General features: G+C 65.3%; 22 protein-coding genes. 19 read left to right on the top strand and 3 right to left on the bottom strand.

Going from position 1 to position 12,863, the window contains the following annotated elements:
* From FHY06_RS31270 to FHY06_RS31200, 15 genes are all read left to right on the top strand, one after another.
* Positions 1-94 (top strand): EF-Tu C-terminal domain-related protein (locus FHY06_RS31270; protein WP_133373060.1); only part of this gene is annotated, 94 nt, incomplete at its 5' end.
* A 25-nt stretch (positions 95-119) separates the two neighbouring features.
* Positions 120-434, top strand: coding sequence for a 30S ribosomal protein S10 (gene rpsJ, locus FHY06_RS31265; RefSeq protein WP_007838118.1), 315 nt, complete (start codon positions 120-122; stop codon positions 432-434).
* 152 nt (positions 435-586) lie between these two features.
* On the top strand, positions 587-2,176 hold the full coding sequence (locus tag FHY06_RS31260) for a hypothetical protein (RefSeq protein WP_184607360.1): 1,590 nt from the start codon (positions 587-589) through the stop codon (positions 2,174-2,176).
* Between the two features lie 22 nt (positions 2,177-2,198).
* Positions 2,199-2,747 carry a hypothetical protein gene (locus FHY06_RS31255; RefSeq protein ID WP_184607359.1) on the top strand — a complete coding sequence of 183 codons (549 nt, stop codon included), beginning with the start codon at positions 2,199-2,201 and terminating at the stop codon, positions 2,745-2,747.
* A 232-nt stretch (positions 2,748-2,979) separates the two neighbouring features.
* Positions 2,980-3,660 carry a 50S ribosomal protein L3 gene (gene rplC, locus FHY06_RS31250; protein WP_019657682.1) on the top strand — a complete coding sequence of 227 codons (681 nt, stop codon included), beginning with the start codon at positions 2,980-2,982 and terminating at the stop codon, positions 3,658-3,660.
* Positions 3,660-4,280, top strand: coding sequence for a 50S ribosomal protein L4 (gene rplD / locus FHY06_RS31245; RefSeq protein ID WP_019657681.1), 621 nt, complete (start codon positions 3,660-3,662; stop codon positions 4,278-4,280). The genes rplC and rplD overlap by 1 nt, the downstream gene beginning before the upstream one ends.
* Entirely contained in the window at positions 4,277-4,612 is a 336-nt protein-coding gene (gene rplW / locus FHY06_RS31240) for a 50S ribosomal protein L23 (protein WP_019657680.1), read from the top strand. Before rplD ends, rplW begins: the two co-directional genes overlap by 4 nt.
* 2 nt (positions 4,613-4,614) lie before the next feature.
* Positions 4,615-5,439, top strand: coding sequence for a 50S ribosomal protein L2 (rplB, locus tag FHY06_RS31235; RefSeq protein WP_019657679.1), 825 nt, complete (start codon positions 4,615-4,617; stop codon positions 5,437-5,439).
* Positions 5,440-5,449: 10 nt separating this feature from the next.
* On the top strand, positions 5,450-5,728 hold the full coding sequence (rpsS, locus tag FHY06_RS31230; protein WP_007838132.1) for a 30S ribosomal protein S19: 279 nt from the start codon (positions 5,450-5,452) through the stop codon (positions 5,726-5,728).
* A gap of 9 nt (positions 5,729-5,737) precedes the next feature.
* Complete coding sequence (rplV, locus tag FHY06_RS31225; protein ID WP_019657678.1) at positions 5,738-6,070, top strand: 50S ribosomal protein L22; 333 nt, start codon at positions 5,738-5,740, stop codon at positions 6,068-6,070.
* A gap of 13 nt (positions 6,071-6,083) precedes the next feature.
* A complete protein-coding gene (gene rpsC / locus FHY06_RS31220; protein ID WP_019657677.1) occupies positions 6,084-6,998 on the top strand; it encodes a 30S ribosomal protein S3 in 915 nt (304 codons plus the stop codon).
* Positions 6,999-7,050: 52 nt separating this feature from the next.
* Positions 7,051-7,467, top strand: coding sequence for a 50S ribosomal protein L16 (gene rplP / locus FHY06_RS31215; RefSeq protein ID WP_019657676.1), 417 nt, complete (start codon positions 7,051-7,053; stop codon positions 7,465-7,467).
* A 52-nt stretch (positions 7,468-7,519) separates the two neighbouring features.
* Positions 7,520-7,729 carry a 50S ribosomal protein L29 gene (rpmC, locus tag FHY06_RS31210; protein WP_026346743.1) on the top strand — a complete coding sequence of 70 codons (210 nt, stop codon included), beginning with the start codon at positions 7,520-7,522 and terminating at the stop codon, positions 7,727-7,729.
* 9 nt (positions 7,730-7,738) lie between these two features.
* Positions 7,739-8,008: a 30S ribosomal protein S17 gene (gene rpsQ / locus FHY06_RS31205; RefSeq protein ID WP_015867662.1), complete on the top strand. Its 270-nt coding sequence runs from the start codon at positions 7,739-7,741 to the stop codon at positions 8,006-8,008.
* Between the two features lie 79 nt (positions 8,009-8,087).
* The gene (locus FHY06_RS31200) at positions 8,088-8,594 is read left to right on the top strand and encodes a peroxiredoxin (protein WP_132755127.1); all 507 of its coding nucleotides are present in this window, start codon (positions 8,088-8,090) and stop codon (positions 8,592-8,594) included.
* Positions 8,595-8,698: 104 nt separating this feature from the next.
* On the opposite strand, the gene FHY06_RS31195 is transcribed toward FHY06_RS31200, so the two are convergent.
* Together FHY06_RS31195 and FHY06_RS31190 are read right to left on the bottom strand one after the other, a co-directional pair.
* Complete coding sequence (locus FHY06_RS31195; RefSeq protein ID WP_019657673.1) at positions 8,699-9,286, bottom strand: GNAT family N-acetyltransferase; 588 nt, start codon at positions 9,284-9,286, stop codon at positions 8,699-8,701.
* Positions 9,283-9,996, bottom strand: a complete 714-nt coding sequence (locus FHY06_RS31190) for a cytochrome b/b6 domain-containing protein (RefSeq protein ID WP_184607358.1) — start codon at positions 9,994-9,996, stop codon at positions 9,283-9,285. The genes FHY06_RS31195 and FHY06_RS31190 overlap by 4 nt, the downstream gene beginning before the upstream one ends.
* A 161-nt stretch (positions 9,997-10,157) precedes the next feature.
* On the opposite strand from FHY06_RS31190, the gene FHY06_RS31185 reads away from it, so the two are divergent.
* Entirely contained in the window at positions 10,158-10,604 is a 447-nt protein-coding gene (locus FHY06_RS31185; protein ID WP_019657671.1) for a c-type cytochrome, read from the top strand.
* A gap of 159 nt (positions 10,605-10,763) precedes the next feature.
* On the opposite strand, the gene FHY06_RS31180 is transcribed toward FHY06_RS31185, so the two are convergent.
* On the bottom strand, positions 10,764-11,261 hold the full coding sequence (locus FHY06_RS31180) for a TlpA disulfide reductase family protein (RefSeq protein WP_019657670.1): 498 nt from the start codon (positions 11,259-11,261) through the stop codon (positions 10,764-10,766).
* Between the two features lie 99 nt (positions 11,262-11,360).
* On the opposite strand from FHY06_RS31180, the gene FHY06_RS31175 reads away from it, so the two are divergent.
* The 3 genes from FHY06_RS31175 to FHY06_RS31165 all read left to right on the top strand — a co-directional run bounded on the left by FHY06_RS31175 (position 11,361) and on the right by FHY06_RS31165 (position 12,758).
* Positions 11,361-11,915, top strand: coding sequence for a hypothetical protein (locus FHY06_RS31175; RefSeq protein WP_184607357.1), 555 nt, complete (start codon positions 11,361-11,363; stop codon positions 11,913-11,915).
* A 149-nt stretch (positions 11,916-12,064) separates the two neighbouring features.
* Positions 12,065-12,520, top strand: coding sequence for a PTS sugar transporter subunit IIA (locus FHY06_RS31170; protein ID WP_126186373.1), 456 nt, complete (start codon positions 12,065-12,067; stop codon positions 12,518-12,520).
* The gene (locus FHY06_RS31165; RefSeq protein WP_019657667.1) at positions 12,489-12,758 is read left to right on the top strand and encodes an HPr family phosphocarrier protein; all 270 of its coding nucleotides are present in this window, start codon (positions 12,489-12,491) and stop codon (positions 12,756-12,758) included. Before FHY06_RS31170 ends, FHY06_RS31165 begins: the two co-directional genes overlap by 32 nt.
* The last annotated feature ends 105 nt before the right edge of the window (positions 12,759-12,863 follow it).

The following is a 12,863-nucleotide window of genomic DNA, read 5'->3' as shown; positions in this document are numbered from 1 at the left end:
TCCGATCGCCATGGAAGAAGGCCTGCGCTTCGCCATCCGCGAAGGCGGCCGCACCGTGGGCTCGGGCGTCGTGGCGAAGATCCTCGACCTGTAATCAAGACGGGAGCAAAGGAATCACCATGGCTACCAAGCAAAAGATCCGCATCCGCCTGAAGGCATTCGACTACAAGCTGATCGACCAGTCGGCCGCTGAAATCGTGGACACCGCCAAGCGCACCGGCGCGATCGTCAAGGGCCCCGTGCCCCTGCCGACCCGCATGAAGCGCTTCGACATCCTGCGTTCGCCGCACGTCAACAAGACGTCGCGCGACCAGCTGGAAATCCGCACGCACCAGCGCCTGATGGACATCGTCGACCCGACCGACAAGACCGTGGACGCGCTGATGAAGCTCGACCTGCCGGCCGGCGTGGACGTCGAGATCAAGCTGCAGTAATCCATTCGGCTTCGAGCCGATCCTGCTGAAAACCCGCCTGTAGAAATGCAGGCGGGTTTTGTGCTTTATGTCACGCGGATGTGGCATCCTCCGTTGCCGGCGCTGGCCAATCTTTCGGAGCGCCGGGTAGCTGAAAAGAGGGCAGCACAACCATGAGAGAACGCATCTCCTTTGCATCGGGCTTGATGGCATGCATTGCGGCAGCGCTGCTGACCGCTTGCGGCGGCGGTGGAGGAGGGGGTGGCGGAGGCGGCATCCCGTTGTTGCCCTTGGTTCCGGCCGCGCCGGTCTCCCTGAGCGGCACGGCCACCTACGAATCGGTGCCCAACCCCGGCGGCCGGCTCGTGTATACAGAGACCACGGCCAAGCCGGTCCGCGGGGCCTTCGTCGAGGTGCTCGACGCAGCCAGCGGGTCCCAACTCGCAACCACCACTACCGACGACAACGGAGCCTATTCGGCAAGCGTGCCGGCCAACACGAACGTCATCGTCCGCGTGCGCGCCCAGCTGACCCGCACCGGTGCGCTTCCGAGCTGGGACGTCACCGTGCGCGACAACACGCAGTCGAGCGCGATCTATTCCATGCAGTCGTCGGTGTTCTCCACCGGCAGCGCCGCGCTCACCCGCGACCTGCGCGCCGCCAGCGGCTGGGGTGGCTCGAGCTACACCAGCCAGCGCGTGTCCGGGCCGTTCGCCATCATGGACACGGTCTACACCGCGATGCAGAAGGTGTTGACTGCCGCTCCGGCGACCGCGTTTCCGTCGCTGAAGGTGTTCTGGAGCGTCAACAACACGAATGCCAGCGGCAGCATCGCGCTGGGGCAGATCGGCACCACTTTCTTCGTTGGCAGGAGTTCAGGGGCCGAGATCTACGTGCTCGGCAAGGAGGACGTGGATACCGACGAGTTCGACGCGCCGGTGATCGCCCACGAATGGGGCCACTACTACCAGGCTTCCTTCAGCCGCGACGATTCGACGGGCGGTGCGCACTCCACGAGCGAGCGCGTCGATCGCCGGCTGGCTTTCTCCGAAGGATGGGGCAATGGCTGGTCGGGCATCGCGCTCGGACGCAGCAACTATGTCGATTCGGACGGGCCCGGCCAGGCACAGGGCAGCAATCTCGATCTCGCACGAGGTCCCTCGGCCAATCCGGGCTGGTACCGTGAATCCTCGATCCAGTCGATCTTCTGGAACCTCAACCAGCAGGTCGGCTTCAAGCCGATCCATGACACGATGACGAGCGCGCTGTTCAAGGGCGGCGCGCCGGTCACCTCGATCCATCCTTTCACAGCGGCGTTCAACGTGGCTGCGTCGGGCAACGCTTCGGCATTAGCAAGCCTGCTCACGGGCCAGAACATCAGTGCGGCTTCCAACGATGCCTACGGCGCCCAGGAAACCAACAACGGCGGATCGCCCACCGTGAGCTATGTGCTGCCGATGTACATCCAGGCCACCATTGGCGCGAACACCACGGCCTGTGTGACGAACACCGAAGATCCGCGCGGCAACGGGAACAAGCTCGGAAGCTTCTCCTACCTGCGCTTCACCGCGCCGACCAGTCGCGGCTACCAGTTCTCGATCACCCCGCCGGCCGGCGCCAGCCCCAACTTCGTCATCTACAGGGGCGGCGTGGTGAGCCGGAACACCAATTCCGTCAGCCTCTCGGCCGGCGACTATGTTCTGGTCGTCAATGATGTCAACAACTCCGGCGCAAACACCTGCTTCGGCGTGCTGATCCAATAAGTAGCAGCGAGGAAGTCCACCCATGAACCTCCGTTCCCGTTCGACCATCGCCGCCGTCACCGCCTTTCTGGCGCTCGCCGCCGCGTCCGCCTGCGCGGATGGCGTGCCGGCGCAGCGCGCTGCCAAGCAGGCTTCCGCTTCCTCTCGCAATGCCGCACCGATGACGGCAGCCGCACGCAAGCCCAACGATTCCGGCGTGGCGATCCAGTACAGGGTCGAGGGTGCACCGAGGGTTGGGCAGCCGGTCTCCGTCGTTCTCCAGTTCGACGGCGTGAGCGATCCGGCCGGCGCCACCGTGCGCCTGACGACCGACGCCGGCCTCTCCCTGTCCACGAGCAGCAGCCTGACCCTTACAGCCGGCCAGAGCGCGACCGTCACCGCGAAGGTCACCGTTGGCCGCGAAGGCCTTGCCTACCTGAACGTCTTCGTCATGCAAGGCGGCGCCACGAGCATCGTCGCCATCCCCATCCAGGCAGGCGCCAGCACCCCTGCCATGAAGGCGGCGGGCGAGGTGAACTCGTCGGCCGAGGGCGAGAAGATCATTTCGATGCCGGCCAAAGAGCCGAAATAGGCCGAAAACGCCCCAAAAACGGGCCTCCGAGGCCTGAAAGCGCCGGAAATGCGGCGCTTGCATCGAGCCCGCGCCGCGGGCTATAATCGCTGGCTCTGCCCTTGTTGCGTCCGCATGGGTGCTATGCGGGCAGAGATTTATCAACCTTCTTCCGCAGCCTGGGAAACCCGGCAAACGCTGTCGCCAATTGAAGTGGCAGCGGCGAAGGAAGCTTCCATTTTGGAGAAAACAAATGAGTCTGAGCAACTCCCTCGGGTTGCTGGGCCGCAAGGTGGGGATGATGCGTCTCTTCACCGATGACGGGGACGCAGTTCCCGTCACGGTGGTGGATGTGTCCAACAACCGCGTGACCCAGATCAAGTCCCAAGAGACCGATGGCTACGTCGCCCTGCAGGTGACGTTCGGTTCGCGCAAGGCATCGCGCGTGAACAAGCCCGAAGCCGGCCACCTCGCCAAGGCGGGTGTCGAAGCTGGCGAGATCATCCAGGAATTCCGCGTTACCGCCGATACCGCAGGTCAGCACAAGGCTGGCGGCGTGATCCCGGTGGCGAGCGTCTTCTCCGTAGGCCAGAAGGTGGACGTGCAGGGCACTTCCATCGGCAAGGGCTACGCTGGCACGATCAAGCGTCACAACATGAGCTCGCAGCGCGCGTCGCACGGTAACAGCCGTTCGCACAACGTGCCCGGCTCGATCGGTATGGCGCAAGACCCCGGTCGCGTGTTCCCCGGCAAGCGCATGACGGGCCACCTCGGCGACGTCACCCGCACCACGCAAAACCTCGACGTCTTCCGCATCGACGAAGCACGTCAACTGCTGCTCATCAAGGGCGCGATTCCGGGTGCCAAGGGTGGCTTCGTCACCGTGCGTCCCGCCATCAAGGCCAAGCCGCAGGCAGCCCAAGGAGCGAAGTAATGGAACTCGAACTCCTGAACGAACAAGGCCAGGCCGCGTCGAAGTACGACGCTCCCGAGACCGTGTTCGGCCGTGACTACAACGAGGACCTGGTCCACCAGATCGTCGTTGCGTTCCAGGCCAACGCACGCCAAGGCACTCGCGCCCAGAAGGACCGCGAACAGGTCAAGCACTCGACCAAGAAGCCTTTCAAGCAAAAGGGAACGGGCCGCGCCCGTGCCGGTATGACTTCCTCGCCGCTGTGGCGTGGGGGCGGCCGGATCTTCCCGAACATGCCTGACGAAAACTTCTCGCAGAAGATCAACAAGAAGATGTACCGCGCCGGCATGGCGTCCATCTTCTCGCAGCTCGCCCGCGAAGGCCGTCTGGCCGTGGTCGATTCGATCAAGGTCGACTCGCCCAAGACGAAGCCGCTGGCAGCCCGTTTCAAGGCGATGAATCTCGAGTCCGTGCTCGTGATCGCCGAAGAAGTCGACGAAAACCTGTACCTCGCCTCGCGCAATCTGGTCAACGTTCTCGTGGTCGAACCCCGTTACGCCGATCCGGTGTCTCTGGTTCACTACAAGAAGGTGCTGGTCACCAAGGGTGCCGTCGACAAGCTCAAGGAGATGTTCGCATGAGCCGCGTGAACCCCACCCCTGCACAACGCCAGTTCGACGAAGGCCGTCTCATGAACGTGCTGGTCGCCCCGGTCGTGTCCGAAAAGGCCACGATGGTCGGCGAGAAGTCGAACGCTGTCACTTTCAAGGTGTTGCAAGACGCCACCAAGCCCGAGATCAAGGCCGCCGTCGAACTGATGTTCAAGGTCGAAGTCAAGGGCGTGTCGGTGCTCAACACCAAGGGCAAGACCAAGCGCTTCGGCAAGTCCGTCGGCCGCCGCGACAACGTTCGCAAGGCCTATGTGACCCTGAAGGCCGGTCAAGAGCTCAACCTCGTCGGGGAAGGCGCTTAATCATGGCCGTCATCAAGATGAAACCCACTTCGCCGGGCCAACGCGGCGCGGTGAAGATCTCGCGTGACCACCTGCACAAGGGTGCTCCTCACGCAGCCCTGCTGGAACCCCAGTTCCAGAAGGCCGGCCGCAACAACAACGGCCACATCACGATCCGTCATCGTGGCGGCGGTGCCAAGCACCACTACCGCGTCGTCGACTTCGTGCGCAACAAGGACGGCATCCCGGCCAAGGTCGAACGCATCGAATACGACCCGAACCGTACCGCCCACATCGCTCTGGTCTGCTACGCCGACGGCGAGCGCCGCTACATCATCGCCCCGCGCGGTCTGGAAGCCGGTGCAACGCTGCTGTCGGGCGCCGAAGCCCCGATCCGCGCCGGCAACACCCTGCCGATCCGCAACATCCCGGTGGGTTCGACGATCCACTGCATCGAACTGCAGCCCGGCAAGGGCGCGCAGATCGCCCGCTCGGCCGGTACCTCGGCCACGCTGCTGGCCCGTGAAGGCGTCTACGCCCAGGTCCGCATGCGCTCGGGCGAAGTCCGCCGCATCCACATCGAATGCCGCGCGACCATCGGTGAAGTGGCCAACGAAGAGCACAGCCTGCGCCAGCTCGGCAAGGCCGGTGTGAAGCGTCACATGGGTATCCGCCCGACCGTCCGCGGCGTGGTGATGAACCCGATCGACCACCCGCACGGTGGTGGTGAAGGCCGTACCGGCGAAGGCCGTCATCCGGTCGACCCGTGGGGCAATCTGACCAAGGGTTATCGGACCCGCAACAACAAGCGCACGCAGGTCTTCATCGTGTCGCGTCGCAAGAAGTAAGGGATAGCCAATGACTCGCTCTCTCAAGAAGGGTCCGTTCGTCGACCACCACCTCGTGGCCAAGGCCGACAAGGCCGTGACGACCAAGGACAAGAAGCCGATCAAGACCTGGTCGCGCCGCTCGATGGTTCTGCCCGAGTTCATCGGCCTGACCATCGCTGTGCACAACGGCAAGCAACACGTGCCTGTGTACATCACCGACCAGATGGTCGGCCACAAGCTCGGCGAATTTGCGCTCACGCGCACGTTCAAGGGGCACCCCGCGGACAAGAAAGTCCAGAAGAAGTAAGGAACGACCATGTCTGAAACACGTGCAGTCCTCCGCGGCGTCCGCCTGTCGGTCGACAAGGGCCGTCTGGTCGCTGACCTCATCCGCGGCAAGAAGGTCGATCAAGCGCTCAACATCCTGCAGTTCACGCAGAAGAAGGCCGCTGTGATCGTGAAGAAGGTGCTCGAGTCGGCCATCGCCAACGCCGAGCACAACGACGGTGCCGACATCGACGAACTGAAGGTCAAGACCATCTACGTCGAGCAAGGCGCCACGCTCAAGCGCTTCACGGCGCGCGCCAAGGGTCGCGGCAATCGCATCAGCAAGCCCACGTGCCATGTGTACGTGACGGTTGGCAACTAAGCCTGGAAGAAATATGGGACAGAAAATCCACCCAACCGGCTTCCGCCTGGCGGTTACCCGTAATTGGTCCAGCCGCTGGTACGCAAGCGACCGCGATTTCGCGGGCATGCTGGCCGAAGACATCAAGGTTCGCGAGTACCTGAAGAAGAAGCTGAAGAACGCTTCGGTCTCGCGCGTCATGATCGAGCGTCCCGCCAAGAACGCACGCATCACGATCTTCTCGGCTCGTCCGGGCGTCGTGATCGGCAAAAAGGGCGAAGACATCGAGAACCTCAAGCGCGAACTGGGCAAGCAGCTCGGCGTGCCCGTTGCGGTCAACATCGAGGAAGTGCGCAAGCCCGAAATCGATGCGCAGCTGATTGCCGACAGCATCACGCAGCAGCTCGAGAAGCGGATCATGTTCCGCCGCGCCATGAAGCGCGCCATGCAGAACGCCATGCGTCTGGGTGCCCTGGGCATCAAGATCATGTCGGCTGGCCGCCTGAACGGCATCGAAATCGCTCGTACCGAGTGGTATCGCGAAGGCCGCGTGCCGCTGCACACCCTGCGCGCCGACATCGACTACGGCACCTCCGAAGCCAAGACGACCTACGGCGTCATCGGCGTGAAGGTCTGGGTCTACAAGGGCGACACGCTGGGTCGCAACGACCTGCCCGCCGTCGAGACGCCGCGTCCTGAAGAAGAACGTCGCCCGCGTGGTCCCCGCCGCGATGGCCGCCCCGGTGGCGACCGTCCGGGCAGCGACCGCCGTGGCCCCGGCCCGCGCGCCGGTGCCCGCGGCCCGATCGGTGGCAACACCGCTCCGGCCGATGGCAGCGACAAGCCCGCAGAAGCAACCGGCGGTGCCGGTGCAGACTCGAAACCCGCCGTTAAGCGCGTCCGCAAAGCCGCGCCCGCTGCAGCAGCGGACGGTGCCAAGACCGAGTAATCGGTCGCTCCCGGGCGCGCAAGCGCCTGGGGCCCTCACGGAGTAACAAAACATGCTGCAACCTGCACGCAGAAAGTTCCGCAAGGAACAAAAGGGCCGCAACACCGGCATCGCAACCACGGGTAACTCGGTTGCGTTCGGTGACTTCGGTCTCAAATGCACCGACCGCGGCCGCCTGACGGCGCGCCAGATCGAAGCCGCTCGTCGCGCGATTTCGCGTCACGTGAAGCGCGGTGGCCGTATCTGGATCCGCGTGTTCCCCGACAAGCCGATCTCGACCAAGCCCGCCGAAGTGCGGATGGGTAACGGTAAGGGCAACCCCGAGTACTACGTCGCCGAAATCCAGCCCGGCAAGATCGTGTTCGAGATCGTCGGTGTTCCCGAACAGCTCGCCCGCGAAGCGTTCCGCCTGGCCGCCGCCAAGCTGCCGCTGCGCACGACGTTCGTCGCTCGCCAGCTCGGCGCCTGAGAGGAGAACATCCATGGCAACACGTAAGAAGAACACCGCGGCTGCCGCCAAGGTGACGAAGGCCGCAACCCTGCGCACGAAGGACGTCGCAGGCCTGCAAGCCGAAATCAAGGATCTGCAGAAGGCCCACTTCGGCCTGCGCATGCAGAAGGCCACGCAACAGCTGTCGAACACCTCGACGCTGCGCGTGACCCGCCGCGACATCGCGCGCGCCAAGACCATTCTTGCTCAGAAGCAGCAAGAAGCCCAAGCCGCCAAGTAAGGAGTGAACATGACGGAAGCTAAAAAATCCCTCAAGCGCACCTTGATCGGCAAGGTGGTCAGCGACAAGCGTGCCAAGACCGTGACCGTGCTGGTCGAGCGTCGTGTGAAGCACGAGCTCTACGGCAAGATCGTGGCCAAGACGAGCAAGTACCACGCGCACGACGAAAAGGGCGAGTACAAGCTGGGCGACACCATCGAGATCACGGAAAGCCGTCCGATCTCGAAGACCAAGAACTGGGTCGTGACCCGTCTGGTCGAGAAGGCCGTCCTGGTCTGATCATCCCCGGCTCGACAAAGCAGCCATCCCGGAAACGGCCCACAATGTGGGCCGTTTTCTTTTTCCAGGAGCACTTTCAATGATCAAAGTCGGCGACACCCTTCCCTCGGCCACCCTGCAGGAATACTCCGAAGTCGAGGGCGAAGGCTGCAGCATCGGCCCGAACCCCGTGGACGTGACCAAGGCAGCGGCAGGCAAGACCATCGCGCTGTTTGCGCTGCCCGGCGCCTTCACCCCCACCTGCTCGGCCAAGCATGTGCCGGGCTACGTGCAGCACTTCGATGACTTCAAGGCCGCCGGCGTGGACGAGATCTGGTGCGTGAGCGTGAACGACGCCTTCGTGATGGGCGCCTGGGCGCGCGACCAGAAGACCGGCACCAAGGTGCGCATGCTGGCGGACGGCAGCGCCGATTTCGCCAAGGCCACCGGCCTCACGCTCGACCTGACCGGTCGCGGCATGGGCCTGCGCAGCAACCGCTACTCGATGCTCGTGAAGGACGGCAAGGTCGCGACGCTCAACGTCGAGGCACCGGGCAAGTTCGAAGTGAGCGACGCCGACACGCTGCTGGCCCAGGCCCGCGGCTGAGTCGGTATTCTTCGGGAGTGCCGCAGGGTTCGGCCACCCGATCCGGCCCGGTCCCCACATGGGGCGGTGAGGCTATGCCGAGTGCGTGCGTCGCCAGGGCCGGGCTAGAGCTCCACTTTCAGATAGTGAGCCCCGGCGACGGGGTTGTGATAGTAGGGCGGCACCTCCACGAAGCCCAGGTCCTCGTAAAGCGCCCGGGCCGACTCCATGTCGTCGAGCGTGTCGAGCAGGACGCAGCCGTAGCCCGCGCTGCGTGCGGCATCGAGGATCGCCTCGGCCAGCTGGCGGCCGAGCCCCAGGCCGCGGAAACCGGGACGCACGTACAGGCGCTTCATTTCCGCCGCGTTCGCATAGTCCGCGTTGTCCAGCGGACGCAGCGCGCAGCAGCCCGCCACATGTGCCAGCGTGCCATCGGCGCGCCTGAGTGTCGGCGCCTGGCGCCCGGCTTCTTCCTTGACGTTCGCCGGATCGACCAGCGCCAGTAGCAGCGTACCGCGCGGCTCGGCATATTCGCCGGGCAGATGGGCCAGTTCGCCGTCGAAATCCTGGAAATCGAGGTCGATGCCCAGCGAACCCGCATAGTCGCGGAAGATCGTGCGTGCGGCCTCGATCTCGTGCGGTTCCTCGGGGGTGAGCAGCACCACCGCCGGCATGGCCGACAGCGGCAGGGGGCGTGAGACGGAGAAGCTCATACGCGCAGCGACGAAACCCACCAGGCCACGCCCGCGCACAGCCCGAACAGCACCAGCGCCAGCCAGCGCGACGCCGCGTCGTCCCGGCTGGGCGCCATCTGGCCGTTCGCGGCAGGTGCGACCAGCTTGTCGCCCGTCACCATCGGCCGCACGAGGCGGTGCCGCTTGACGAGCACGTAGAACAGCACCGCCAGCACATGCAGGCTCGCGAGAGCAATCACGATCCACTTGCCCTGCGCCTTGTGCCAGCCGGTGGCCATGCTCACGATGTCGCCGGAGACGAAGCGTGTGAGCGGCCCGGAGGCCGAGATCTCGTCGTCCGCCATCAGGCCGGTCGCGACCTGCAGCACGAGGATGATCAGTACCGCGAACACCGAAAGCGCACCCAGCGGCGTGTGGCCGACGAGGTGATCCGGATGCGCCCGTCCGCGCAGGTAGGCCGCGAGCGAACCCGGCCCGTAGACGAAAGCCCCGAAGCGCGACCAGCGTCCGCCGACGAAGCCCCAGAGCAGCCTGAACAGCAGCAGCGCCATGACCGAGTAGCCGATGCGGAAGTGCCATTCCATGGCACCGTTCAGGCCGGTGCCGATCATGCCGATCACGGCGACGGCCAGCGCCCAGTGGAAAAGGCGTGTCGGCAGGTCCCAGACCCGGGTGGGGGCAACAGGGCCGGAAGCCGCCCGCAAGGCGGCCACGGAGGAGTCGGTCATCGAGGAAGGCGCGAGAGGCGCGATGCTGCGGAAGGCGCAGATTAGCAAAGTCCGGGCCCCAGGCCGCTTCGGGTTGTTGCTATGCGGCCGGTACGGCCCGCCCCTACACTCGCCCGCAGCGCCGCGCACGATGGCGTTTTTTCCCCACACGAGGATCACCCATGAAACGATTCGCCTCCCTGGCCGTCGCAGCCGCCTGCGCGGCCATGTCCCTTCCCGCGGCCGCCCAGTTCGCCAAGCCCGAAGACGCCATCAAGTACCGCCAGAGCTCGCTGTTCGTGATGAGCCAGCACTTCGGCCGCCTCGGCGCCATGGCCAACGGCCGCGTGCCCTACGACGCAGCCGCTGCCGCGGCCAACGCCGAAGTGGTCGCCGACATGGCGAAGCTGCCCTGGGCAGGCTTCGGCCCCGGTGCCGAGGGCGGCAAGGCCAAGCCCGAAGTCTGGAAGGAAGATGCCAAGTTCAAGGAACGCCAGCAGAAGCTGATCGAGGAAACCGGCAAGCTGGCGAGCGCCGCCAAGGCCGGCAACATCGACGCGCTCAAGGCCCAGTTCGGCCCGACCGCCGCAAGCTGCAAGGCCTGCCACGACAGCTTCCGCGCCCAATAACCCGCGGATCGCGACAAGATCAAAGAAAAAGGGCGCTCCAAGGAGCGCCTTTTTTTCATCCAGGGATACCGCGGAACCGGCATCGCCGGGCCTATATCGCCCCCAGAAGGGGCGCGGCGAGGCGACACGACGTGCGCGTAGCCTAGGGAATAGCCGGTTCTAGGCTTCGGCCAGGAGCTTCTCGATGAGCTTGTGCAGCTCGGCGAAATCGGGCTCGCCGACGTAGCGCTTCACGATCTCGCCGCGCTTGTTGACCAGGTAGGTGGTCGGGGTGAGCTTCACGTCGCCCCAGGCCTGCGCCACGCTGCCGGTGTTGTCGATCGCCACCTTGAACGGCAGCTTCCGAGTCTGGGCGAAATTGACGACGTAGCTCGGCGGGTCGTAGCTCATGGCCACGGCCAGGGTGTCGTAACCCTGCGCCTTGTACTTGTCGTAGGTGGCGATGACCTTGGGCATCTCGCCCACGCAGGTCACGCAGCTGGTGGCCCAGAAGTTGACCAGGGTGACCTTGCCCTTCAGGTCCGCCGTGCTCTTCTGCGTGCCGTCCAGCAGCACGAAGGTGGAGGCGGGGGCGGCGGTGGCGCCGGAGCCGAGGTACACGCCCACGCCGGTGGCCAATGCGACGACGACTGCGGCGGCTGCGAGGTATTTCTTCATGGCTTCGTGCAAGACAAGGGCGGCGCGATTTTAGTTCCGTGTGCCGGATCGTGCCGGCGACATCCCGCTCGCCGCGAGCGGTTCGATAATCGCTGCCCCATGCCGTCGCCGTCCCTCGCCGTTTCCCGCTTCCGGCTCGCCGTGCTGGCCGCAGCCGCGTTGTTCGCAGCCTGCAGCCCCGCCTTCAACTGGCGCGAGGTGCCGGTCGCCGGGGCCGGCCTGGTGGCGATGCTGCCCTGCAAGGCCGACCGCGCGACCCGCGCGCTGCCGCTGGGCGCCGAATCGGTGCAGGTCGACATGACCGGCTGCGAGGCGGACGGCGCGACCTTCGCCATCGCGCACGCCTCCGCGAACGGCCCCGAGCAGGCAGAGGCCTGGCTGCGTGCCTGGCGCACCGCCACCCGCGCCCAGCTGGGCGAGGCGCAGGTGACGGAGTCTTCCGCAAGCTTGCCGCGCGCCACGGCGGTACCCGCGCCGCTTCGGCTGGAAGTCGTTGCGCCGCCGCAAGGCACTTCCGCCACGCCGCTGCAGGTGCTGTGGTTCGCCCAGTCTCAAAAGGACGGCTCGGTGGCGCTCTACCAGGCCACGGTGCTGGGCCGGCCGTCGTCGGCCGAGGCGGCCCCGACCTTCTTCGAGGGCCTGAGGCTTCCATGAGCCGTCGCCTCGTCCGCTATGGTTCTGATAGCTGCCCCGATCGGTCCGCCTTGCACGGTGCTGTCCGCTTTCCGTGGCTGCTGCGTTATGTGGCATATCTACTTCCCCTGGGCGCCCCCGCATAATCGACGCGTCGTCCTCCCTTTCGCATGAACAGCATCCTCATCATCGCCCACGCTCCGTTCGCCCACGCGATGCGGCAGTGCGCGCTGCATGTGTTTCCCGACTGCGAGCAGGTCATCGCCGCGCTCGACGTGCTGCCCAACGTGTCGCCCGAAGAGACGCTGGCGGCCGCGCGCATCACGCTCGCGCAGCAACTGCGCGCGCCGCGTTCGCAGGTGCTGGTGCTCGCCGACGTGTTCGGCGCCACGCCCTGCAACGTGGCGCAGAAGCTGGTGGACGGCGTCCGGTCGCGGCTGGTGGCGGGGGTCAACCTTCCGATGCTGCTGCGTGCCGTCACCTACCGGCACGAACCCCTGGAGACGCTGGTGCAGCGCGCCCTGGCGGGCGGCACCGCGGGTGTCATGCAGGTGGCGGTGGCGGCTCCCCAGAACCAGGCGAAAAGAAAGCACAGTGATCAAGAAATCCGTGACCATCAGCAATAAGCTGGGCCTGCATGCACGCGCATCGGCCAAGCTGACCAAGCTCGCAGGCAGCTTTCCCTGCGAGGTGTGGCTCTCCCGCGGCGACCGCCGCATCAATGCCAAGAGCATCATGGGCGTGATGATGCTGGCCGCAGGCATCGGCACCACCGTGGAGCTGGAAACCAACGGCCCCCAGGAAGAAGAAGCGATGAACGCCATCGTCCAGCTCATGGACGACAAGTTCGGCGAAGGCGAATGAAATGGTCCACCCCCAGGCTTTTTCACTTCGTGTGAACGCCAATCCCCTCGCCGGGGGCGATGCCAGCCGCCCGGCAAAGCCGGTTCGACGGCATCCCGTGAATTG

The organism is Variovorax atrisoli (assembly GCF_014195185.1).
Taxonomy (GTDB): Bacteria; Pseudomonadota; Gammaproteobacteria; order Burkholderiales; family Burkholderiaceae_C; genus Variovorax; species Variovorax atrisoli.
The sequence above is the reverse complement of the archived record's forward strand: the minus strand, read 5'-3'. Positions and strand labels throughout refer to the sequence as shown.

What these genes read in the sequence shown, in the direction of transcription:
- rpsJ (WP_007838118.1), top strand. Translation starts at nt 120, where the DNA reads ATGGCTACCAAGCAAAAGATCCGCATCCGCCTGAAGGCATTCGACTAC.
- FHY06_RS31260 (WP_184607360.1), top strand. Translation starts at nt 587, where the DNA reads ATGAGAGAACGCATCTCCTTTGCATCGGGCTTGATGGCATGCATTGCG.
- FHY06_RS31255 (WP_184607359.1), top strand. Translation starts at nt 2,199, where the DNA reads ATGAACCTCCGTTCCCGTTCGACCATCGCCGCCGTCACCGCCTTTCTG.
- rplC (WP_019657682.1), top strand. Translation starts at nt 2,980, where the DNA reads ATGAGTCTGAGCAACTCCCTCGGGTTGCTGGGCCGCAAGGTGGGGATG.
- rplD (WP_019657681.1), top strand. Translation starts at nt 3,660, where the DNA reads ATGGAACTCGAACTCCTGAACGAACAAGGCCAGGCCGCGTCGAAGTAC.
- rplW (WP_019657680.1), top strand. Translation starts at nt 4,277, where the DNA reads ATGAGCCGCGTGAACCCCACCCCTGCACAACGCCAGTTCGACGAAGGC.
- rplB (WP_019657679.1), top strand. Translation starts at nt 4,615, where the DNA reads ATGGCCGTCATCAAGATGAAACCCACTTCGCCGGGCCAACGCGGCGCG.
- rpsS (WP_007838132.1), top strand. Translation starts at nt 5,450, where the DNA reads ATGACTCGCTCTCTCAAGAAGGGTCCGTTCGTCGACCACCACCTCGTG.
- rplV (WP_019657678.1), top strand. Translation starts at nt 5,738, where the DNA reads ATGTCTGAAACACGTGCAGTCCTCCGCGGCGTCCGCCTGTCGGTCGAC.
- rpsC (WP_019657677.1), top strand. Translation starts at nt 6,084, where the DNA reads ATGGGACAGAAAATCCACCCAACCGGCTTCCGCCTGGCGGTTACCCGT.
- rplP (WP_019657676.1), top strand. Translation starts at nt 7,051, where the DNA reads ATGCTGCAACCTGCACGCAGAAAGTTCCGCAAGGAACAAAAGGGCCGC.
- rpsQ (WP_015867662.1), top strand. Translation starts at nt 7,739, where the DNA reads ATGACGGAAGCTAAAAAATCCCTCAAGCGCACCTTGATCGGCAAGGTG.
- FHY06_RS31200 (WP_132755127.1), top strand. Translation starts at nt 8,088, where the DNA reads ATGATCAAAGTCGGCGACACCCTTCCCTCGGCCACCCTGCAGGAATAC.
- FHY06_RS31195 (WP_019657673.1), bottom strand. Translation starts at nt 9,286, where the DNA reads ATGAGCTTCTCCGTCTCACGCCCCCTGCCGCTGTCGGCCATGCCGGCG.
- FHY06_RS31190 (WP_184607358.1), bottom strand. Translation starts at nt 9,996, where the DNA reads ATGACCGACTCCTCCGTGGCCGCCTTGCGGGCGGCTTCCGGCCCTGTT.
- FHY06_RS31185 (WP_019657671.1), top strand. Translation starts at nt 10,158, where the DNA reads ATGAAACGATTCGCCTCCCTGGCCGTCGCAGCCGCCTGCGCGGCCATG.
- FHY06_RS31180 (WP_019657670.1), bottom strand. Translation starts at nt 11,261, where the DNA reads ATGAAGAAATACCTCGCAGCCGCCGCAGTCGTCGTCGCATTGGCCACC.
- FHY06_RS31175 (WP_184607357.1), top strand. Translation starts at nt 11,361, where the DNA reads ATGCCGTCGCCGTCCCTCGCCGTTTCCCGCTTCCGGCTCGCCGTGCTG.
- FHY06_RS31170 (WP_126186373.1), top strand. Translation starts at nt 12,065, where the DNA reads ATGAACAGCATCCTCATCATCGCCCACGCTCCGTTCGCCCACGCGATG.